19 protein-coding genes, 4 tRNA genes and 1 pseudogene are annotated in these 19,654 nt (G+C 59.2%); 10 read left to right on the forward strand and 14 right to left on the reverse strand.

The window, feature by feature from the left end:
• Positions 1-2 precede the first annotated feature (2 nt).
• Together AC1D2Q_RS19450 and AC1D2Q_RS19455 are read right to left on the reverse strand one after the other, a co-directional pair.
• Positions 3-218 (reverse strand): hypothetical protein, encoded by a 216-nt coding sequence (locus AC1D2Q_RS19450; RefSeq protein WP_477814237.1) that lies wholly within the window; start codon positions 216-218, stop codon positions 3-5.
• Positions 219-281: 63 nt separating this feature from the next.
• Positions 282-971, reverse strand: coding sequence for an energy-coupling factor ABC transporter permease (locus AC1D2Q_RS19455; RefSeq protein ID WP_477814238.1), 690 nt, complete (start codon positions 969-971; stop codon positions 282-284).
• 339 nt (positions 972-1,310) lie between these two features.
• On the opposite strand from AC1D2Q_RS19455, the gene AC1D2Q_RS19460 reads away from it, so the two are divergent.
• A complete protein-coding gene (locus AC1D2Q_RS19460) occupies positions 1,311-2,414 on the forward strand; it encodes an AI-2E family transporter (RefSeq protein ID WP_477814312.1) in 1,104 nt (367 codons plus the stop codon).
• 22 nt (positions 2,415-2,436) lie between these two features.
• The gene (locus AC1D2Q_RS19465) at positions 2,437-2,871 is read left to right on the forward strand and encodes an ion channel (protein ID WP_477814239.1); all 435 of its coding nucleotides are present in this window, start codon (positions 2,437-2,439) and stop codon (positions 2,869-2,871) included.
• A 26-nt stretch (positions 2,872-2,897) separates the two neighbouring features.
• Here AC1D2Q_RS19465 and AC1D2Q_RS19470 read toward each other — a convergent pair whose 3' ends face one another.
• Positions 2,898-3,365 (reverse strand): FAD/FMN-containing dehydrogenase, encoded by a 468-nt coding sequence (locus tag AC1D2Q_RS19470; protein WP_477814240.1) that lies wholly within the window; start codon positions 3,363-3,365, stop codon positions 2,898-2,900.
• A 128-nt stretch (positions 3,366-3,493) separates the two neighbouring features.
• Here AC1D2Q_RS19470 and AC1D2Q_RS19475 point away from each other — a divergent pair, with 128 nt between their 5' ends.
• From AC1D2Q_RS19475 to AC1D2Q_RS19490, 4 genes are all read left to right on the forward strand, one after another.
• Positions 3,494-4,120, forward strand: coding sequence for a DUF1780 domain-containing protein (locus AC1D2Q_RS19475; protein WP_007938395.1), 627 nt, complete (start codon positions 3,494-3,496; stop codon positions 4,118-4,120).
• 161 nt (positions 4,121-4,281) lie between these two features.
• The gene (locus tag AC1D2Q_RS19480) at positions 4,282-4,455 is read left to right on the forward strand and encodes a DUF3094 domain-containing protein (protein WP_032830895.1); all 174 of its coding nucleotides are present in this window, start codon (positions 4,282-4,284) and stop codon (positions 4,453-4,455) included.
• A gap of 60 nt (positions 4,456-4,515) precedes the next feature.
• Positions 4,516-5,814, forward strand: coding sequence for an NAD(P)/FAD-dependent oxidoreductase (locus AC1D2Q_RS19485; RefSeq protein ID WP_477814241.1), 1,299 nt, complete (start codon positions 4,516-4,518; stop codon positions 5,812-5,814).
• A 340-nt stretch (positions 5,815-6,154) separates the two neighbouring features.
• Positions 6,155-6,556, forward strand: coding sequence for an HvfA family oxazolone/thioamide-modified RiPP metallophore (locus AC1D2Q_RS19490; RefSeq protein ID WP_138866324.1), 402 nt, complete (start codon positions 6,155-6,157; stop codon positions 6,554-6,556).
• Between the two features lie 62 nt (positions 6,557-6,618).
• Here AC1D2Q_RS19490 and AC1D2Q_RS19495 read toward each other — a convergent pair whose 3' ends face one another.
• The 9 genes and pseudogenes from AC1D2Q_RS19495 to rluD all read right to left on the reverse strand — a co-directional run bounded on the left by AC1D2Q_RS19495 (position 6,619) and on the right by rluD (position 13,503).
• A complete protein-coding gene (locus AC1D2Q_RS19495; protein WP_477814313.1) occupies positions 6,619-7,482 on the reverse strand; it encodes a methyl-accepting chemotaxis protein in 864 nt (287 codons plus the stop codon).
• Positions 7,474-8,244: pseudogene (locus AC1D2Q_RS19500) on the reverse strand (MCP four helix bundle domain-containing protein); the annotation flags it as partial. The gene AC1D2Q_RS19495 and the pseudogene AC1D2Q_RS19500, both read right to left, overlap by 9 nt.
• Positions 8,245-8,394: 150 nt before the next feature.
• Positions 8,395-8,471 (reverse strand) — tRNA-Pro (locus tag AC1D2Q_RS19505).
• A 95-nt stretch (positions 8,472-8,566) separates the two neighbouring features.
• A tRNA-Lys gene (locus AC1D2Q_RS19510) sits at positions 8,567-8,642 on the reverse strand.
• A 5-nt stretch (positions 8,643-8,647) separates the two neighbouring features.
• Positions 8,648-8,724: transfer RNA gene (locus AC1D2Q_RS19515), tRNA-Pro, on the reverse strand.
• Positions 8,725-8,733: 9 nt separating this feature from the next.
• A tRNA-Asn gene (locus AC1D2Q_RS19520) sits at positions 8,734-8,809 on the reverse strand.
• A 317-nt stretch (positions 8,810-9,126) separates the two neighbouring features.
• Complete coding sequence (gene clpB / locus AC1D2Q_RS19525; protein ID WP_477814242.1) at positions 9,127-11,691, reverse strand: ATP-dependent chaperone ClpB; 2,565 nt, start codon at positions 11,689-11,691, stop codon at positions 9,127-9,129.
• Between the two features lie 130 nt (positions 11,692-11,821).
• Entirely contained in the window at positions 11,822-12,544 is a 723-nt protein-coding gene (gene pgeF / locus AC1D2Q_RS19530) for a peptidoglycan editing factor PgeF (protein ID WP_305410183.1), read from the reverse strand.
• The gene (rluD, locus tag AC1D2Q_RS19535) at positions 12,541-13,503 is read right to left on the reverse strand and encodes a 23S rRNA pseudouridine(1911/1915/1917) synthase RluD (RefSeq protein ID WP_007901932.1); all 963 of its coding nucleotides are present in this window, start codon (positions 13,501-13,503) and stop codon (positions 12,541-12,543) included. Before rluD ends, pgeF begins: the two co-directional genes overlap by 4 nt.
• Before the next feature lie 151 nt (positions 13,504-13,654).
• On the opposite strand from rluD, the gene AC1D2Q_RS19540 reads away from it, so the two are divergent.
• From AC1D2Q_RS19540 to AC1D2Q_RS19555, 4 genes are all read left to right on the forward strand, one after another.
• Positions 13,655-14,671 (forward strand): outer membrane protein assembly factor BamD, encoded by a 1,017-nt coding sequence (locus AC1D2Q_RS19540; RefSeq protein ID WP_477814243.1) that lies wholly within the window; start codon positions 13,655-13,657, stop codon positions 14,669-14,671.
• 136 nt (positions 14,672-14,807) lie between these two features.
• Positions 14,808-15,041, forward strand: coding sequence for a PP0621 family protein (locus AC1D2Q_RS19545; RefSeq protein WP_019581254.1), 234 nt, complete (start codon positions 14,808-14,810; stop codon positions 15,039-15,041).
• A complete protein-coding gene (locus AC1D2Q_RS19550; protein WP_477814244.1) occupies positions 15,031-16,620 on the forward strand; it encodes a sensor histidine kinase in 1,590 nt (529 codons plus the stop codon). Before AC1D2Q_RS19545 ends, AC1D2Q_RS19550 begins: the two co-directional genes overlap by 11 nt.
• On the forward strand, positions 16,617-17,963 hold the full coding sequence (locus AC1D2Q_RS19555) for a sigma-54-dependent transcriptional regulator (protein ID WP_477814245.1): 1,347 nt from the start codon (positions 16,617-16,619) through the stop codon (positions 17,961-17,963). The genes AC1D2Q_RS19550 and AC1D2Q_RS19555 overlap by 4 nt, the downstream gene beginning before the upstream one ends.
• A gap of 126 nt (positions 17,964-18,089) precedes the next feature.
• Here the strand turns inward: AC1D2Q_RS19555 and thiO are convergent, their stop codons facing one another.
• Entirely contained in the window at positions 18,090-19,190 is a 1,101-nt protein-coding gene (gene thiO / locus AC1D2Q_RS19560) for a glycine oxidase ThiO (protein ID WP_477814246.1), read from the reverse strand.
• Between the two features lie 56 nt (positions 19,191-19,246).
• The gene (locus tag AC1D2Q_RS19565) at positions 19,247-19,648 is read right to left on the reverse strand and encodes a type IV pilin protein (protein WP_019581258.1); all 402 of its coding nucleotides are present in this window, start codon (positions 19,646-19,648) and stop codon (positions 19,247-19,249) included.
• Between the last annotated feature and the right edge of the window lie 6 nt (positions 19,649-19,654).

Raw genomic sequence — 19,654 nt, forward strand, 5'->3', positions numbered from 1 at the left:
CATCAGGGCCGCATAAAGCCATAGTCCTGGCCCTCGTCGAGGTTCTCGGCGAGAAACCGCAACTCATCGGCCAGGTCTTCAGTATTGCGCACTGCCTTGCTCTGCTGCACCACTGCACTGAGCAAGGCGCGCAGGCTCAATCCCGGATCGAAGCCCACCTCTTGCGCCACATCCAGACTCTGACGCAACTCCTGCCTGGCCCACTCATAGACACTCATTTCGATGCTCCTGAACGTTTTCCGAAGCATGGATTCGTCAACGTTTTTTGGATTTGATGTGGATCAAGATTTGGGATCGTCATCTTTCCAGGGCGCCGATAGATAGCGCGTGCGATTGAACGTTTCCAGCCATTCGGGGCAGAACACCACCAGTGCGCTGACCACCATGCCGTTGATGAACGCCTCCGGAAAAATCAGCAACCACAGGTAACCGACAAAGTCTTCCAGCCAGTACGGCATGGCGAATCGCTCGTCGTACCACAGCAGCGTGAGCGCCAGGATCAGGCATAACAAGGCCGACAACGCGGCAGCCAAAAAACCGGAGCAAAAGATGTACACGAAGGGATTACGCGGCTGTGCACGCTCCACCAGGATCGCGCAGCATTCGGTGACCAGCACCGGTAGCAGGATCAGCAGCGCTCCGTTTACGCCGACAGCGGCCAGGTCCTGACGCCCGAGCAACACCAAGCCCACTTGCGCGACCAACCCGCCGACAATCGCCAACGGCCAATCCAGCAATAACGTCACGGCCGTCATGCCGATGAAGTGATAGGACACGCCGGTATCGAAGTCCCGCCGCACCAGCCACAGCATGAACAGCGCGAACACCGTACCGAACAACAGATGCTGGCGGCGGCTGTCGCTGAACAGCTCGACCCATGGCGCTCGTGCAATTGCCCAGATCAGCACCGGAACATAGATCAGCCACCCCACCGTCAGGGTTTCGGATGAGAGTAACTCGGCACCGATCATGGCTGGGCACACTCCCTTGTCTTGCCAGAAGAGAACAGGTCATCAGTCTACACCGCCCTTCGACTTTGCTCTGGAGAGGCGTGGGGGGCATATCCGTTGCTGCGGTAATGGCGATGGCGGCCACCGCACCGGGCAAGGCAAGGCAAGGCAAACACCATGAAGTTCAGTTGCAGCGGCAGGCTGATCCCCAGAGATCGCTATCCGTTTTGTGCAATGCCCGGAACCGGGCGTTGGGCGGGGAAAGAGAGTCTTGAATCAGAGCAACCTGTGGCGAGGAGCACGTCTATGCTGGACTTACCCAGCTCATGCCTTTGCTCCTATCTACAGGAGGAAAAATCAATGGTTCCCACGCCCATTTCCGAGAAGGCTTTCTCCCGCGGTCTGCTCGATGTACTGATTCGTGCCGGGTTGATTGCCGTTCTGGTGGTTTTCTGCTTCCAGATATTCAGTCCATTCCTCGATCTGATGCTGTGGTCGATCATCCTGGCAATCACCCTCTACCCATCGCACGTCAGGTTCAAAGGCGTGCTGGGAAACAAGGATGGGCTCAGCGCGACGCTGATTGTGCTGATCGCCATCTGCATCCTTATGGTGCCTGCCTATTTGTTGGGAACCTCGATTGCAGACTCCGTGGAACGGGCGATGAGCATGGTCAAAAATGACAGTTTCCATATCCCCCCTCCGTCCGATGCAGTAGCCGGCTGGCCACTCGTGGGCAAACCTCTTCATGGCTTATGGACACAAGCTGTCACCAACCTGCCCGACCTGCTACAGAAGTTCATACCGCAAATCAAAGGTGTCAGCCTCTCCCTGCTGAGCAAGCTGGCAGGGGCCGGCATGGGGCTCCTTTTATTCATCTTCGCGCTGATTATTGCCGGTATTTTTTTAGCCTATGGTGAAAATGGCCACCGCAGCGCAGTGCAAATCGCTTCGCGCTTCTGCGGCCCGGTCAAGGGACCGAAAATCACTGAGCTGTGCACCGCGACCATCCGGGCAGTGGCGTTGGGCGTCGTCGGCATCGCCTTCATTCAGATGCTGTTGGTCGGTATCGGCTTTGTGTTCATGGGCATCCCCGGCGCAGGTCTTCTCGCCTTGGCGGTGCTGCTTATTGGCATCATGCAATTACCGGCCACCCTGATTACCCTTCCGGTCATCGTCTACGTCTTCGCGAGCGAAGGTGCCAGTACGGCGACCATCGTGTTTGCCATCTATGTCTTCGTTGCGGGCCTGGTCGATAACGTCCTCAAGCCGTTGCTGCTGGGTCGAGGTGTTGATGTGCCAATGCCGGTGATACTGATCGGTGCCTTGGGCGGCATGGTCACGAGCGGTATCCTCGGCCTGTTTATCGGCCCCGTAATACTGGCGGTCGGCTATCGGCTGTTCTGGCAATGGGTGGACGATCAAGCGCAAGAACCCGGGAGAGACCACCAGGGACCGACCTGACACGTCTGCCGAGGATATCGCCATGCTGTTGAATCTACTGGCCGGCGTTCCCGTGATGTTGTTCTGCCTGCTCATGCAAGCCGTTTTCGTGACTATATGTTTGCGTCATTACGTGCATTTCAGGCATGCCCAACCCGCTCGTGCATCGCAATGGCTTAATATCCTGTTGCTGTCGATGGTGATGCTGCTGATGTTGCTCGGTAATTTCGTGCAAATCGCCATCTGGGCCACGCTGTTCATGCTGCTCAACGAATTCGACGAGTTCACCACCGCGCTGTATCACTCGGCAGTCAATTTCGCCACGCTGGGCTACGGAGACATCATCATGTCCTCTCGCTGGCGTCTGCTTGGCCCATTGGAGGCAGCCAACGGTATTCTGATGTTTGGTGTCTCCACCTCGGTGATGACCGCTGCGGTGATGGATGTCATAAAGCACAACACGGACAGGCTACAGTAGCGTCAACGCCCATAGGCATGCGCCGATCATGGCAGGGCCTTCTCCAGCGCCTCGCGCAATTGTGCCGCCGTGGCGTATTCGTGCTCACCCACCAATTGACCGTCCTTGAGCTGCAGCCACAGCACTTTATCCACGGCACCGGGGTAACGGGGTGCCACGCGACCATCACGGTCAAGCATCACTCGATAGGAATAATCGCGCATGGCCGGTACTGCGAACATTTTCGCGATCAGTCGAGGCATGCGCTGGATATCCGCGACAAATACCGCGTGCCGAGCCTCCAGGTAGCCCTTGGGCTGGCCCTGCAAAGCGGCGTCGACCAGTTTGGCGGCGTCCATGCTACGCGCCACCAGCAGCGTCCGAGTCTGGTTATCGAGCGTGAAGGCCTGATCGAACTGATCAAGCAAGGTCCACGGCGCCAGGCGCTCGCCAACCTCCAGCGCCTGGGCCCAAAGAGGCAGGAGACTGAGCAATAACACCGGCCAATATTTCACGTTCTATCCTCGTTCGAGCGCATATGCGTAATGGCCATCAGTCTACACCGCCCGTTCCGGGTGCCCAGTGCCCCTGTTTACCATTTCGCGCTTTCTGCTTGTCGTAAATGAACGCTAAGCTTGGGCCTATGGATGACTCAGATTATTTACGCCTGCTGACCATCGCGGCCGAGCAAGCCAACACGTTCCTTTCCAATGCCCGCAAATGGGAGCGCGAGCGTTGGGTTTGCCAGCGCCTGCTGCAAGGCCTGAACATTCCCTATCGCGCCGATGAGTTTGCCCCCGCCGGAGAGCCGCCGGACGTGCTGTTTCGCGACGCGAATTTCGAGGTGTTCTTCGTGCTCGACGAGGGCCGGCGCCTCAACGATGAATGGCGTGATGAGCTGCAACGCCGGCGCAGCGCGTTTTCCCTGAGCCAGCTGGTGCGCCGCGAGGCCAAGCCCCGGCGCATCCCGGCCAATGAGTTCCTGCTGAGACTGGCGCCGACCTTGCGCAAAAAAGCCCACAACTACAAAGAACGCGGCATGGACCTGGGGGATCTGGACATCATCGCCTTCGCCAGCCTCAAGCGCGAAGTGCTGGATCTCAACAGCCACTTCCCACCGCCCACCGAATACCTGCGCCAGGGCTGGCGCTCGTTGTCGCTGGTCGGCCCGACCTTCGCCCGCGTACTCTTCGCCCACCCGGATGCCCCGGATTTCCTGCGCAGCAACCTGGGACGCAGCATCGTCTTCGATGTCGGGATCAGCTTGTGAGTCCCGCCACATATAGCGGCAACCCTGCACAGGATGGCGCAATCACTGGCCGAATGTTACAAAGCGCAATCGTTCGCCCGAACCACATGCACCGTTCAACGCTTGCAGACAATCTGCTGTAACGTCTGCACATTCAGCAACGTCTACCCGACGAGGCCTTTATGACCAGCCGCCTGAACCCCGACGACCAGAAGCATGTCGAAGAATACCTGCACCTGTCCCAGCACCGAGTCGAGCGCCGGCCTTTCCGGCCGTGGATGCTCCTGGTGGTGGTGCTGGCAGTGACCATTGGCCTGGGCCTGTTGAGCCGACTGATCAGTTATCTGACGCTATGAGCTGCATCGCGCTCGCTCGGGTAATTGCACCGATTTCTTTTAGCCTTGCGAGATATCCCCATGACTCATCGTATTGTCATCGTTGGCGGCGGCGCCGGCGGTCTGGAGTTGGCTACCCGTCTGGGTAAGACTCTGGGCAAGCGCGGCACGGCCAGTGTGATGCTGGTCGACGCGAACCTGACCCACATCTGGAAACCGCTGTTGCACGAAGTGGCCGCCGGATCGCTCAACTCTTCCGAAGACGAACTCAACTATGTCGCCCAGGCAAAATGGAACCACTTCGAGTTCCAGCTGGGGCGCATGAGCGGGCTCGATCGCGCGCAGAAAAAGATCCAGCTGGCCGCCACCTACGACGACGCTGGCCTTGAACTGGTACCCGCGCGCGAAGTGCCTTACGACTCGCTGGTGATCGCGGTCGGCAGCACCACCAACGACTTCGGCACTCAAGGCGCGGCGCAACACTGCCTGTTCCTCGACACCCGCAAACAGGCCGAGCGCTTCCATCAGCAACTGCTCAATCACTACCTGCGTGCGCACGCCGGGCAAACCGACACCGTGCAACAGATCAGCGTGGCCATCGTCGGCGCCGGTGCCACCGGGGTCGAACTGGCAGCGGAACTGCACAACGCCGCCCATGAACTGGCGGCTTATGGCCTGGACCGGATCAAGCCGGAAAACATGCACATCACCCTGATCGAAGCCGGGCCACGGGTTCTCCCGGCGCTGCCGGAGCGGATCGGCGGGCCTGTGCATAAAACCCTGGAGAAACTCGGGGTTAACGTCATGACCAATGCCGCAGTCAGCGAAGTGACCGCCGACAGCCTGATTACCACCGACGGCCAGGTAATCAACGCCAGCCTCAAAGTCTGGGCCGCCGGGATTCGTGCACCGGGTTTCCTCAAGGACATCGATGGCCTGGAGACCAACCGCATCAACCAGCTGCAAGTGCTGCCGACCCTGCAAACCACCCGCGACGAGAACATCTTCGCCTTCGGTGACTGCGCGGCCTGCCCGCAACCGGGCAGCGACCGCAATGTGCCGCCCCGCGCCCAGGCGGCCCACCAACAGGCTTCGTTGCTGGCCAAATCGCTGAAACTACGGATCGAAGGCAAGGCCCTGCCAGAATACAAATACACCGACTATGGCTCGCTGATTTCGCTGTCGCGTTTTTCGGCTGTGGGTAACTTGATGGGCAACCTGACCGGCAGCGTGATGCTCGAGGGCTGGCTGGCGCGGATGTTTTACGTGTCGCTGTACCGCATGCACCAGATGGCGCTGTATGGCGCGTTCCGTACGGCGATGTTGATGCTGGGTAGCAAGATTGGGCGTGGGACCGAGCCGCGGCTCAAGCTGCACTAAATTTTCGGCGTCTGTCAGGGCCTCATCGCGGGCAAGCCACGCTCCCACAGGATCTGCGTCGTACGCAAATATGCGGCCAACAAAGATCAACTGTGGGAGCGTGGCTTGCCCGCGATGCAGGCGCCTCGCTCTACCCCGTGCACACTTCTGTGTCTCACTGTATCTCCCCCCACGATTTCACCCCTTCGCTTACAAACTCCCTCCTTGCGCGACACAGTAGCGATACACCACGCCCGCTAAATGGCCACGCCCGAGCAAGGCATCGCCTGCTTCGGACATCGCCGCACTTACGTGGCGTCCTTTATCGAACGGTTGTGTCGTGCAACCCAGGAGATTCGTAATGTCCCGTACCACTACTCTCAGCAAAAACACCGTTGGCCTGCTTGGCGCTGTCCTGGCTGGTGGCCTGATGTTGTCCGGCTCCGTATTCGCCGCACAGCCACTGACCCAGGGCTACATGGTCGCCTCAGCCGAAACTTCGGTAAAAACCCCAGAAGGCAAATGTGGCGAAGGCAAGTGCGGCGATGCCTCGATGGCCAAGACCGACACCGATGGCGATGGTCAGGTGTCCCGTGCGGAGTTCCTGAAAGTGGCGCCCAAGGGCGACTTCGACAAGATCGACACCAACCACGATGGTCAAATATCGGAACAAGAGGCTTTCGACAATGTGAAAGCCAGCTACGAAGCCAATGGCAAACAAATGCCAAAAGGCTTGTTCGAGCACCTGAAAGACAACAGCTAAGCCAATGAAGACCATGCCCTGCTTCTGCATCGAGAAGCGGGGCTTTTTTTCGTCCGGCGGATTTACAACTGAAACCGCTGCACCATGGTCCGTAACGAATTGGCCAACTGCGACAGCTCATGGCTGGAGGCGCTGGTCTGATCGGCGCCGGCAGCGGAGCGTACCGACAAATCGCGAATGTTCACCAGGTTGCGATCAACTTCACGCGCCACTTGCGCCTGCTCCTCGGCGGCGCTGGCGATCACCAGGTTGCGTTCGTGGATCTGGTGAACCGAAGCGGTGATGGTCTGCAGCGCTTCGCCCGCATGCTCCGCCAACGCCAGGGTGCTGGCTGCCCGCGAGGAGCTGGCTTGCATGGAGTCCAGCGCCTGGGTTGAGCCAGTACGCATGCCCTGAACCATTTGTTCGATTTCCTGAGTCGACTGTTGCGTGCGGTACGCCAGGGCACGCACTTCGTCGGCAACCACCGCGAAACCTCGACCACTTTCGCCCGCACGCGCCGCTTCGATGGCCGCGTTGAGAGCCAGCAGATTGGTCTGCTCGGCAATGGCACGAATCACATCCAGCACTTTGCCGATGTCCTGGGACTGATTGGCCAGCGATTGCACCAAACCGCCCGTCGTCTGCACATCGCTGGCAAGGGCGCTGATGGCACTCACGGTTTCGCTCACTCGCTGCTGACCAACGTGTGCCGACTCACTGGATTGGCGCGTGGCATCGGAGGTAGAAACCGCATTGCGTGCGACCTCCTCTACCGCCGTGGTCATTTCGGTAACGGCCGTTGCCGCTTGTTCAATCTCGTTGTTCTGCTGTTGCAGGTTCTGAGTACTGTCGAGGGTGACCGCGTTCAATTCATCGGCTGCCGTCGCCAATTGCGCCGCCGAACCGCTGATGCCCTGCAAGGTGTCACGCAGGTTGTGTTGCATGGTCGCCAGCGCCTTGAGCAAGCGGCTCACTTCGTCGTTGCCATGGGTCTCGATGGGGCGGGTCAGATCGCCTCGTGCCACGTTTTCCGCAGCGTTCAACGCCTCTGCCAAGGGTTTGACGATGCTGCGGGTCAACAGCATCGCAAGGCCGACCGTGGCCAGCGCCGCGAGGACAATGAACAGGCTGACGATCATCCGGGAGTTGGCATAGTGCTCTTGGGATTTCTGGCTCTCGGCGGCCACTTGCCGGGTGAACAGTTCCGCCAGATCGTTGAGCTGTTTGCCCGAACCGTCGACAACGGTCTTCATGTCGACCAGCAGTAGTTTGGTCAGCTCGTCACGCCTCCCTTGCTCAGCGAGGGTGAAGGATTGGGCGATGCCGCTGCGGTAGGCGGCGAAGGTTTTTTTGAACTGGTCATACAACTCCTGGCCCTCAGGGGTGGTGACCAATTTGTCATAAGCGGCGATTTTCTCGCTCAACTCCTTGTCGCGCGTGTCCATTTGGCTGCGGTAAGTGGCGATGTTCTTCGGATCTTGATCCAAGGCCATGCGCAGGGAAATGGTACGGATGCGCAGCATGAGCTCGCGGATCTCGTCACCGCCGCGAATGCTCGGCAACCATTGGGCCTCCACCGCCACCTCGCTGTCGCGAATGCTCGACATCTGCCCCAGTGCAAATACCCCGAGCAATGCCACCAGTACCGCGATCAAGGCAAAACCCAGCGCGGCGCGAGGGGCAATATTCAGCTGACGAAGAAACATAACGAGCGCCTTTGTTTTTATTGGCTGGAGTGGAGGCCCTGTCCGTGCCCCGTTAGCTCGTTATCGGCAAGTTGTACGATGACTTGAAGCGATCTGCTTTTTCGCAGATAAAAAAAATCCCCGTATCTTTCGATACGAGGATTTTTAATATGGTCGGGGTAAGGGGATTCGAACTCCTGACATCCTGCTCCCAAAGCAGGCGCGCTACCGGACTGCGCTATACCCCGGTAAAAAAAAGGCACCTTTGAAAGGCGCCTTCTGCGAACAGAGCTTTTGGCGTCTGATCTTAAGATTCGATTCCAGCGTTAACTGGTTTCAAAAATGGTGGGTCGTGTGGGATTCGAACCTACGACCAATTGGTTAAAAGCCAACTGCTCTACCAACTGAGCTAACGACCCAAAAATGGTCGGGGTAAGGGGATTCGAACTCCTGACATCCTGCTCCCAAAGCAGGCGCGCTACCGGACTGCGCTATACCCCGGTTTGAAATTGGCTCCGTGACCAGGACTCGAACCTGGGACCCAATGATTAACAGTCATTTGCTCTACCGACTGAGCTATCACGGAACTACACATTTCAATTACAACTGGTATTTCAATTTACAACTGTGAAGCTTGCTTCACCTCTTCGACTCGTTCGCATCGCTGCGTTCGTGTGTCTGAGGCGCGCTATTCTACAATCTTAAGCACCTCTGTCAACCCCCTAAATTGCTTTCAAGTTAATGATTTGCAACTTATTTCAGATTCCTGCTTGGGGAGCAGAAACCCTCTCGAGGTGACTTACTGCGGGGCGCACTTTACAAGCATTTTCCTTTGAGTTCAACAGCCTATCGAAAAAAAGGCCTCGCTATGCGAGGCCTCTTTCAATTTGCTGCCGCAGTGGATCAGACGAAGACGATTTCGTCGTGCTCCACCACACCTTTGGCGGTCTCTCCGGGCATGAAACGACCCGACAGAATCAGCTGTGCCAGCGGGTTCTCGATCCAGCGCTGAATCGCCCGTTTGAGCGGCCGTGCGCCATAGACCGGGTCGTAACCGACGGCGATCAGCTTATCCATCGCTTCCGGACTCAGCTCAAGCTTCAGCTCGCGCTCGGTCAGACGGCTACGCAGGCGACCCAACTGGATCTCGGTAATGCCGGCGATCTGATCCCGAGCCAGCGGCTCGAAAATCACCACTTCGTCGACCCGGTTGATGAACTCCGGCCGGAAGTGCGTGGAAATCGCATCCATCACCGCCGCACGCTGCGCCTCACGATCACCGACCAACTCCTGGATCTGCACCGAGCCCAGGTTGGAGGTCATGACGATCACGGTATTTTTGAAATCCACCGTGCGGCCATGGCTGTCAGTCAAACGGCCATCTTCGAGCACTTGCAGCAAGATGTTGAACACATCCGGGTGGGCCTTCTCGACCTCATCCAGCAGGATCACCGAGTAAGGCTTGCGACGCACCGCCTCGGTCAGGTAACCGCCCTCCTCATAGCCCACGTAGCCTGGTGGCGCGCCGATCAGACGAGCCACGGAATGCTTCTCCATGAACTCGGACATGTCGATCCGTACCATCGCCTCTTCAGTATCAAAGAGGAACTCGGCCAGCGCCTTGCACAACTCGGTTTTACCGACACCGGTCGGGCCGAGGAACATGAACGAACCGCTCGGGCGATTCGGATCGGACAACCCGGCACGGGAACGCCGCACTGCGTTGGAGACGGYGATCACTGCTTCGTCCTGACCGATCACACGTTGGTGCAACAGGCTTTCCATCTTCATCAGTTTTTCGCGCTCGCCCTCGAGCATTTTCGCCACGGGGATGCCGGTCCACTTCGACACGACTTCAGCGATCTCTTCTTCAGTCACCTTGCTGCGCAACAACTGGTTTTCGCTTTTACCGTGCTGGTCGACCATTTGCAGGCTGCGCTCCAGGTCCGGGATTACCCCGTATTGCAGCTCGGCCATGCGGTTCAGGTCGCCTTTACGGCGCGCGGCTTCCAGTTCCTGACGGGACTGTTCGATTTTCTGCTGGATCTGTGCCGAACCCTGGACCTCGGCTTTTTCCGAGTTCCAGATTTCTTCAAGGTCCGAATACTCACGCTCATGACGGGCGATTTCTTCCTGCAGTTTTTCCAGACGTTTCTTCGCCGCGTCGTCGCTTTCTTTCTTCAGCGCCTGGGATTCCACCTTCAGCTGAATCAGACGACGTTCCAGACGGTCCAGCACTTCCGGCTTGGAGTCGATTTCCATGCGGATGCGGCTGGCGGCTTCGTCGATCAGGTCGATGGCCTTGTCCGGCAGTTGGCGGTCAGTGATGTAGCGATGACTGAGCTTGGCCGCGGCGATGATTGCACCGTCGGTGATTGCCACCTTGTGGTGAACTTCGTAGCGCTCTTTCAGACCACGCAGGATGGCGATGGTGTCCTCTTCGCTCGGCTCGTCCACCAAGACCTTCTGGAAACGCCGTTCGAGGGCCGCGTCCTTCTCTATATATTGGCGATACTCGTTGAGCGTGGTCGCACCGACGCAATGCAGCTCACCGCGAGCCAATGCCGGTTTGAGCATGTTGCCCGCGTCCATCGAGCCTTCGCCCTTGCCGGCGCCGACCATGGTGTGCAATTCGTCGATGAACAGAATGATCTGCCCTTCCTGCTTCGACAGTTCATTGAGCAGGGACTTGAGGCGTTCTTCGAACTCGCCGCGGTACTTGGCACCGGCAATCAGCGCCCCCATGTCCAGGGACAACAGGCGCTTGCCTCTCAGGCCATCCGGCACTTCACCGTTGATGATGCGCTGGGCCAGGCCTTCGGCGATGGCGGTTTTACCCACGCCAGGCTCGCCGATCAACACCGGGTTATTCTTGGTCCGGCGTTGCAGAACCTGAATGGTGCGGCGAATTTCATCGTCACGGCCGATCACAGGATCGAGCTTGCCCTCTTCAGCGCGCTTGGTCAGGTCGATGGTGTATTTATCCAGCGCCTGCCGAGATTCTTCCTGGTTGGCGTCATTGACCGCCTCACCGCCGCGCAGATTGTTGATTGCGTTTTCCAGCGCCTTTTTGCTCACGCCCTGGCCGAGCAGCAATTTGCCGAGCTTGCTGTTCTCGTCCATCGCGGCGAGCAGCACCAGTTCGCTGGAGATGAATTGGTCACCCTTCTGCTGAGCCAGGCGATCGGCCTGGTTGAGCAGGCGTGCCAGATCCTGCGACATGTTCACGTCACCGGTCGGGTTCTGGATTTTCGGCAACTGATCGAGCGCTTTGGTCAGCTCTTTACGCAGGCTGTTGACATCGAAACCCACCTGCATCAGCAGGGGTTTGATCGAACCACCCTGCTGTTCAAGCATGGCCTGCATCAAATGCGCCGGTTCAATGGCCGGATGATCGAGGCCGACAGCCAGGGATTGGGCGTCGGACAAGGCTAACTGCAGCTTGCTGGTTAAACGGTCTATACGCATGGGTTCACCTTCCTTTTGAGCAGGCCGGACCTATAAACATCCCGAATAAAGAAACCTGCCAGATACCGCTATAGATGTGGTCGATTCTGGGAGATTCAAGCGTCGTGCAGTTGATGTAGATCAGAGAAGTCTAGCGTTCGAGCCAGATCAGGGAGGCAAACCGGCCGGTGCGAGGACTGCGGCGGTAAGAAAAGAAACGCGGATCGGTCACTGTGCAGAAACCACCGCCATAAACAGCGGTGACACCGCGAGCGGCCAGACGCAAACGCGCCAGTTCATAGATGTCGGCCATGAACTTGCCGGCATTCTGGCTCGGCACGAAGGCTTTGGCGGCTTCAGGCAATTGCTGGACGAAGGTTTCGCGCACTTCCGGGCCGACTTCAAAGGCTTGAGGGCCAATGGCCGGGCCGAGCCAGACCAGTACGTCTTCGGGCGGTACAGCCAGACTGTCGAGGGTCGCTTCCAGCACACCCGCCGCCAGCCCGCGCCAACCGGCATGGGCGGCAGCGACGCGGGTGCCGGCACGGTCGCAAAATAGCGCAGGAAGGCAGTCGGCGGTCATCGCTGTGCAAGCGATACCGGGTGTTGCCGTCCAGCTGGCGTCGGCAGTGGCTACCAGGTTTGGGTCCGCTTGGGCCACGACAATGCCGTGAACCTGTTGCAACCAAGCCGGTTGAATCGAAAAACGATCGGTGAGACGACGGCGGTTTTCGGCGACGGCTTGAGGGCTGTCGTCGACGTGATCGCCGAGGTTGAGGCTGTCGAACGGCGCCAGACTGACGCCGCCCGCACGGGTGGTAACGCAGGCTTTGACGCTGGCCGGCGCAGGCCAGTCAGGCGTCAGCCAGGTCATCCGATGAACGCCTCGCGGTCTTGCTTGAGCAGCGACAGCAACCAGACGAAATCATCCGGCAGTGGCGATTCCCAGCTCATGCGTTTACCGGTGGTCGGATGATCCAGCTCCAGGAATCGCGCATGCAGCGCCTGACGCGGGAAATTCTTCAGGGATTCGACCATGGTCACGCTGGCGGCCGGTGGAATACGGAAACGACCGCCGTAGGCAGGATCTCCGACCAACGGGTAGTTGATGTGCGCCATGTGCACGCGAATCTGGTGCGTACGACCGGTTTCCAGCTTCACTCGCACGTGAGTGTGGGAGCGGAAACGCTCGAGCACGCGGTAGTGACTGACGGCTTGCTTGCCACCTTCCATCACCGCCATGCGCTGGCGTTGCTGGCCGTGACGACCGATCGGGGCGTTGATCTTGCCGCCGGCCGTCACCACACCGATCACGATGCACTCATAGATCCGGCTGACGCTACGGCTCTGCAATTGCGTGACCAGCTGTGTCTGCGCCTGAATGGTCTTGGCTACCACCATCAGACCGGTGGTGTCCTTGTCCAGGCGATGCACGATACCGGCGCGGGGCACATTGATGATGTCCGGCACGTGGTGCAGCAAGGCGTTGAGCAAGGTGCCGTCGGCGTGACCGGCGGCCGGATGCACCACCAGGCCCGCAGGCTTGTTGATCACCAGGATGTCGTCGTCTTCATAGACGATGTCCAGCTCGATGTCTTGAGCGATCCATTCGCCCTGAGCTTCCTGCTCGGCAGTCAGTTCAAGAATGGCGCCACCGTGAACGATGTCTCGCGGGCGGATAACCGCCCCATCCACAGTCAGGCGGCCGTCTTTGATCCAGGCGGAAAGGCGCGAGCGCGAGTGCTCAGCGAATAATTGTGCGGCGACTTGATCGAGGCGTTGGCCGCCCAATTCGGACGGCACCTCTGCGCGAAGTTCAATTTTATCGGACATGCTCAGACTAGGCGTCGGCACAGCCTTTGGTTTCGGCTGCGCGCTTGTGGTTAAATACGGCGTCTTTTGCCCCGAGGCTTTTCAACGGGGCACTCATCATAACAGGACGGCCCCGCCCAAGACAGCGGCCGTCATAGGGACGCAAGCCGCCATGCAAGTGAAACACCTGCTGCTGATCGCCATCCTCGCATTGACCGCTGCTTGCTCATCGAAGGAAGTCGTAGACGAAAACCTGAGCGAAGTCGAGCTGTACCAGCAGGCTCAGCACGATCTGGACAACAATAGCTACACCAGCGCCACAGCCAAGCTGAAGGCCCTGGAGTCGCGTTATCCGTTCGGTCGCTATGCCGATCAGGCTCAACTCGAACTCATCTACGCCAACTACAAGAACTCCGAGCCTGAGGCTGCAAAGTCCGCCGCCGAGCGATTCATTCGCCTGCACCCGCAGCACCCGAACGTCGATTACGCCTACTACCTCAAGGGCCTGACCTCTTTTGACCAGGACGTCGGCCTGCTGGCGCGCTTCCTGCCACTGGACATGACCAAGCGTGACCCGGGCGCGGCCCGCGACTCCTACAACGAGTTCGCCCAGCTGACCAGCCGCTACCCGAACAGCCGCTACGCGCCGGACGCCAAGCAGCGCATGATTTACCTGCGCAACCTGCTGGCGGCCTATGAAATCCACGTTGCCGACTACTACCTGACCCGTCAGGCCTACGTTGCCGCCGCCAATCGTGGCCGTTATGTAGTGGAAAACTTCCAGGAAACCCCATCGGTCGGTGACGGCCTGGCAGTGATGACCGAAGCCTACCAGCGTCTGCACCTGGACGATCTGGCTGCGACCAGCCTCGAAACCCTGAAACTCAACTACCCGAACCACCCGAGTCTGGTGGACGGTCAGTTCGTGCCATCGGTAGCCGAAGCCGACAACCGTTCGTGGCTGAGCAAGGCCACCCTGGGCCTGATCGAATCCCGTCCGCCGCTACCGCCAGGCGAAACCCGCGCCAACCAGGACGTGCAGAAGCAGTTCCAGGATGCCAAGGACGCGATTCCGAACGAGCTCAAGCCTAAAGATGAAAACGGCGATGTGATCGAAGAACCGGAACCCGAGTCCAGCAACACCGACCGTTCCTGGTTCAGCCACATGACCTTCGGCCTGTTCGACTGACGCGGGGATGTTGCACCGGGAAGGCGCCTTTCGAGGCGCCTTTTTTATTGCCGGATTTTTGGGTGAGCGTATTGCGCTGTGCGCTTGACCCGTCCTTGGCTAAACTGCCAATTCATTAATCAAAAAGCAGCTAACCATGCTTCGTCTATTGTTCTGGATCGCCCTGATTGCCGCTGCCGTATGGTTCTGGCGCAAGTTCAAGGGCCCGACGTCGGTCGCCAATATGCCGCGCGAGCAAGATGCTCCGCCCATGGTTCGCTGTGCTCATTGCGGCGTACACCTGCCCCGCGACCGCGCGTTGAAACTCGAACAACAGTGGTATTGCAGCCAGGCTCACCTTGAGCAAGGCCCGGGCCCCAGTGATCGCTGAGACGCCCAGCCCAGGCAACAAACAGGCCCAGCGACTGCTGCGCCTCTATCACCTCTACCGCTTAAGCGTCGGCATCACCCTGGTGCTGTTGATCTCCAGCAACATGGACAACCAGTTGCTGAAGTTCGCCAATGACGACCTGCTGCGCAACGGCAGCTGGTTGTACCTGGTGCTGAATATCCTGCTGGTGGTCTTTCTGGGGAACACCCGGCGCCCCGCGCAGTTGTTCAGTCTGGCGCTGGTTGATGTCCTGCTGCTGTGCGGCCTTTTCTACGCGGCAGGCGGCATGGCCAGCGCCATCGGCAATTTGCTGATCGTGTCAGTGGCCATCAGCAATACCCTGCTACGCGGGCGTGTCGGTCTGCTGATCGCAGCGGTCGGTGCCCTTGGCATCGTGGGTTTGAGCTTCATCCTGAGCTTCAGCCATCCCGCCAGCCCCGGTGATTACCTGCAAGTCGGCACCCTCGGCGCCCTGTGTTTTGCCGCGGCGCTGCTGGTGCAAGGCTTGACCCGACGACTGGAAGTCAGCGAGAACCTGGCCGAGCAGCGGGCCAGCGAAGTGCTCAGCCTGGAAGCGCTCAACGCACTGATCCTGCAACGCATGCGCACGGGCATTCTGGTGCTCGACGACCAGCGCCGGGTGCAACTGGCCAATCACAGCGCCTTGACCTTACTGGGGCAGGAAAAACTGGACGGCCAGTTGATCGACGATTACTCGATACCGTTGGTCGAGCGGCTCCAACTGTGGCTCAACAATCCAACGTTGCGCCCGCAAAGCCTGCAGATCGCCAGCAACGGCCTCGAGCTGCAACCAAGCTTCATTGCCCTGGACCAAAGCCCGCACCACCAGACGCTGGTTTTTCTCGAGGACCTCGCCCAAATCGCCCAACAGGCCCAACAACTGAAACTCGCCGCCCTAGGTCGCCTGACCGCCGGGATTGCCCATGAGATCCGCAATCCACTGGGCGCCATTAGTCATGCCGCGCAGTTACTGCAGGAATCCGAGGAACTGAACGGTGCGGACCGGCGTCTGACGCAGATTATTCAAGACCAATCTCAGCGCATGAATCGGGTAATCGAAAACGTCCTGCAACTGTCCCGTCGCCAGCAAACCGTACCGCAACGGCTTGATTTAAAGCCGTGGCTGCAGCACTTCGTCGCCGAAACCCGCGAAGGAGCGAGCGAACGTCAGCAGATTCACCTACGAATCAGCTCGGGAGACTTCAAAACCCTGATGGATCCGGATCAGCTGACCCAGATTCTCGATAACCTGTTGCGCAATGCCTGGCGCCATAGCGCCCTCAAGCATGATCGGGCGCAGGCCTGGCTCGAGTTGTTTGTCGACCCCGACAGCCAGCTGCCGACCCTGGAAGTCCTGGACGATGGCCCCGGCGTTGCACCGGACCAGCGCACGCACTTGTTCGAACCGTTCTTCACCACCAGCAGCCAGGGTACTGGCCTGGGGCTTTATCTGTCCCGTGAGCTGTGCGAAAGCAATCAAGCCCGCCTAGACTTCAAATCACGCCAAGGCGGCGGCTGCTTTCGCATCACCTTTGCTCACGGACGGAAACAAAGTTGAACACGAGCCCACGGCAAAAAATCCTGATCGTCGACGACGAGCCGGATATCCGCGAACTCCTGGAAATCACCCTGGGACGGATGAAACTCGACACCTTCAGCGCCCGCAACCTCGCAGAAGCGCAGGCGCTACTGGCACGGGATACGTTCGATCTGTGCCTGACCGACATGCGCCTGCCTGACGGCACCGGTCTGGCGCTGGTGCAGCACATCCAGCAGCGCTATGCGCAAGTGCCGGTGGCGATGATCACTGCCTACGGCAGCCTGGAGACAGCAATAAATGCCCTCAAGGCCGGCGCCTTCGACTTCCTGACCAAACCGGTCGACCTCACCCGCCTGCGCGAACTGGTCATCAGCGCCCTGAGCTTGCCAGCGCCAGGCGGCACCAGCAGCGGCATCGACCGTCGGCTGCTGGGCGACTCGCTGCCAATGCGCAACCTGCGCAAACAAATCGACAAACTGGCCCGCAGCCAAGCCCCGGTCTACATCAGTGGCGAGTCCGGCAGCGGCAAGGAACTGGTCGCTCGACTTATCCACGACCAAGGCCCGCGCGCCAGCCGACCGTTCGTCCCGGTGAACTGTGGGGCAATCCCGTCGGAATTGATGGAAAGCGAGTTTTTCGGCCATCGCAAAGGCAGTTTCAGCGGCGCCATCGAAGACAAGCCCGGGCTGTTCCAGGCAGCCCATGGCGGTACGTTGTTCCTCGACGAAGTGGCTGACCTGCCGCTGGCAATGCAGGTCAAACTGCTGCGGGCCATACAGGAGAAAGCCGTTCGCAGCATCGGTGGCCAGCAGGAAACCGTGGTCGATGTGCGCATCCTCTGCGCCACTCACAAAGACCTCGATGCCGAAGTCGCCGCCGAACGCTTTCGCCAGGACTTGTACTACCGCCTGAACGTGATCGAGCTGCGAGTACCGTCCTTGCGCGAACGCCGCGACGACATTGAGCTTCTGACCAACAATATGCTCAAGCGACTGGCGGCCAGCACTGGCCAGCCCCCCGCAAAACTCCACCCACAAGCCCTCGAAGCGCTGAAAAACTATCGCTTTCCTGGAAACGTGCGGGAATTGGAGAACATGCTCGAACGGGCTCACACCTTGTGCGAGAACAAACAGATCGAAGCCAGCGACCTGCGCCTGGCGGAAGGCAACTGCAACCCGGACGACGGTGTGCCAGACCTGACACAGATCGATAATCTGGAAGCCTATCTGGAAAACGTCGAACGCAAACTCATCCTCCAGGCCCTGGAAGAAACCCGCTGGAACCGCACGGCGGCGGCCCAGCGATTGAATCTGTCATTTCGGTCGATGCGTTACAGGCTGAAGAAATTGGGTTTGGATTGAGGGCTCCTTCGCGGGCAAGTCGGATCGCCGCACCGCTCGCTCCTACAGGACATGAGTCCTATACGGATCTTGTAGGAGCGAGGCTTGCCGGCGAAGGCGATCTGACCGACGACAAAGAATGTGCGTTCATATACGTCCGGCTGGCGCATACGGCGCAGGGTCGATAATCGGCGCCCGTCCCAGCATCACATCGGCAAACAACTGACACGACGCCGGCGCCAGCACCAGCCCGTTACGGTAATGCCCGCAGTTGAGCCAGAGCCCGTCATATCCCGGCACCCGACCGATATAGGGGATTCCTTCAGGCGACCCGGGCCGCAACCCCGCCCAATGCCCCACCACCTCGGCATCCGCCAACGCCGGAATCAATTCCACCGCCGATGCCTTCAGGCTTTCCAGCGCCGTGTCGGTTGGCGTCTTGTCGAAGCCCTCATGCTCCAGCGTACTGCCGATCAGAATGTGCCCGTCGCGCCGGGGGATGGCATAACGCCCCTTGGCCAGGACCATGCTCGGAAGGAAGTCCGCTGCGCACTTGTAGAGAATCATCTGGCCCTTGACCGGCTCGACCGGCAGCTCCAGGTCCAGTTTTTTCAACAAGTCACCGCTCCAGGCCCCCGCCGTCAAAACCACCTCATCACCCCGAATGGCCCCCATCGAGGTCTGTACCCCGACCACCACAGAACCTTCCCGGATAAATTCGCTGACCTCGCATTGTTCATGGATCGTCACGTTCGGCAGCGCCAGCAAAGCGGCCTTGAGGGACTTCACCAGCCGTGGATTACGCACATTGGCCACATCGGCCATGTAGATCGCCCGCGAAAAACCGGCACCCAATACCGGCACTGCATCGTGGGCCGCAGAGATATCCACAGCCCGCAGCGGACGGTTCTCCCGTTCGGCCCAGGCGAGTGCTTCGGCCTCGTCATCCAGGTCCAGCCAATACAACCCAGTGGTGTGCACTTCAGGATCGACACCGGTGGCAGCGAACAACCGCTGGGCCAGTTGTGGATAAAAATCCTGGGACCAATGAGCCAGTGCAGTGACCGCCGGGCTGTAGCGCCATGGGTAGAGCGGCGAAACGATCCCGCCACCGGCCCAGGAAGATTCCTGACCAACGTTCGAGCGGTCCAGCAGCACCACGCTCTGCACTTCGGACGCGAGATTGAACGCCGTCAGCAGGCCAATCACCCCGCCACCGACAATCACTACTTGCTGTTGACTGCTCATGTTCTGATCCAACCGTTCAATAGACAGAGGGCGCAAAAGGCGCCCGAAAAAGGAACTCAGCGACCCCAGCAATCCTTGGTGGCCAGGCCGGACGCGGCATTGACCATACTCCTGACACCGGTATTGGTGAGAGTGAAATCACCGCACTTATCGCTCGCCATGGTCGAACCGGCCTTGCGTGTTGCCGTCAGCAGAAAGGTCTGATCAGTCAGGGTCGGGGTGATGGTGTAGAAATCATTGCCAGCGCTGAGGCCGGTGGCATTGGTGTAGACATTATTCTTCGAATAGAAGCGCTCGAGGATCTGCGCCTGCTCGGAAAGCAACCCGGCGACTTCAGTACGGCGGCCCTTTTTTACGTACTCGGTGAGGCTCGGATAGCCAATGGTAATGACGATCCCGATGATCGCAATCACGATCATGATTTCGATCAGGGTAAAACCTCGGTTGGATCTGCGCATGCCTCA

It is taken from the genome of Pseudomonas sp. P1_A1 (genome assembly GCF_056406935.1).

What these genes read in the sequence shown, in the direction of transcription:
- AC1D2Q_RS19485 (WP_477814241.1), top strand. Translation starts at nt 4,516, where the DNA reads ATGACTCATCGTATTGTCATCGTTGGCGGCGGCGCCGGCGGTCTGGAG.
- AC1D2Q_RS19475 (WP_007938395.1), top strand. Translation starts at nt 3,494, where the DNA reads ATGGATGACTCAGATTATTTACGCCTGCTGACCATCGCGGCCGAGCAA.
- AC1D2Q_RS19480 (WP_032830895.1), top strand. Translation starts at nt 4,282, where the DNA reads ATGACCAGCCGCCTGAACCCCGACGACCAGAAGCATGTCGAAGAATAC.
- pgeF (WP_305410183.1), bottom strand. Translation starts at nt 12,544, where the DNA reads ATGACCTGGCTGACGCCTGACTGGCCTGCGCCGGCCAGCGTCAAAGCC.
- AC1D2Q_RS19540 (WP_477814243.1), top strand. Translation starts at nt 13,655, where the DNA reads ATGCAAGTGAAACACCTGCTGCTGATCGCCATCCTCGCATTGACCGCT.
- AC1D2Q_RS19495 (WP_477814313.1), bottom strand. Translation starts at nt 7,482, where the DNA reads ATGCAACACAACCTGCGTGACACCTTGCAGGGCATCAGCGGTTCGGCG.
- rluD (WP_007901932.1), bottom strand. Translation starts at nt 13,503, where the DNA reads ATGTCCGATAAAATTGAACTTCGCGCAGAGGTGCCGTCCGAATTGGGC.
- AC1D2Q_RS19490 (WP_138866324.1), top strand. Translation starts at nt 6,155, where the DNA reads ATGTCCCGTACCACTACTCTCAGCAAAAACACCGTTGGCCTGCTTGGC.
- AC1D2Q_RS19465 (WP_477814239.1), top strand. Translation starts at nt 2,437, where the DNA reads ATGCTGTTGAATCTACTGGCCGGCGTTCCCGTGATGTTGTTCTGCCTG.
- AC1D2Q_RS19450 (WP_477814237.1), bottom strand. Translation starts at nt 218, where the DNA reads ATGAGTGTCTATGAGTGGGCCAGGCAGGAGTTGCGTCAGAGTCTGGAT.
- AC1D2Q_RS19545 (WP_019581254.1), top strand. Translation starts at nt 14,808, where the DNA reads ATGCTTCGTCTATTGTTCTGGATCGCCCTGATTGCCGCTGCCGTATGG.
- thiO (WP_477814246.1), bottom strand. Translation starts at nt 19,190, where the DNA reads ATGAGCAGTCAACAGCAAGTAGTGATTGTCGGTGGCGGGGTGATTGGC.
- AC1D2Q_RS19455 (WP_477814238.1), bottom strand. Translation starts at nt 971, where the DNA reads ATGATCGGTGCCGAGTTACTCTCATCCGAAACCCTGACGGTGGGGTGG.
- AC1D2Q_RS19565 (WP_019581258.1), bottom strand. Translation starts at nt 19,648, where the DNA reads ATGCGCAGATCCAACCGAGGTTTTACCCTGATCGAAATCATGATCGTG.
- AC1D2Q_RS19460 (WP_477814312.1), top strand. Translation starts at nt 1,311, where the DNA reads ATGGTTCCCACGCCCATTTCCGAGAAGGCTTTCTCCCGCGGTCTGCTC.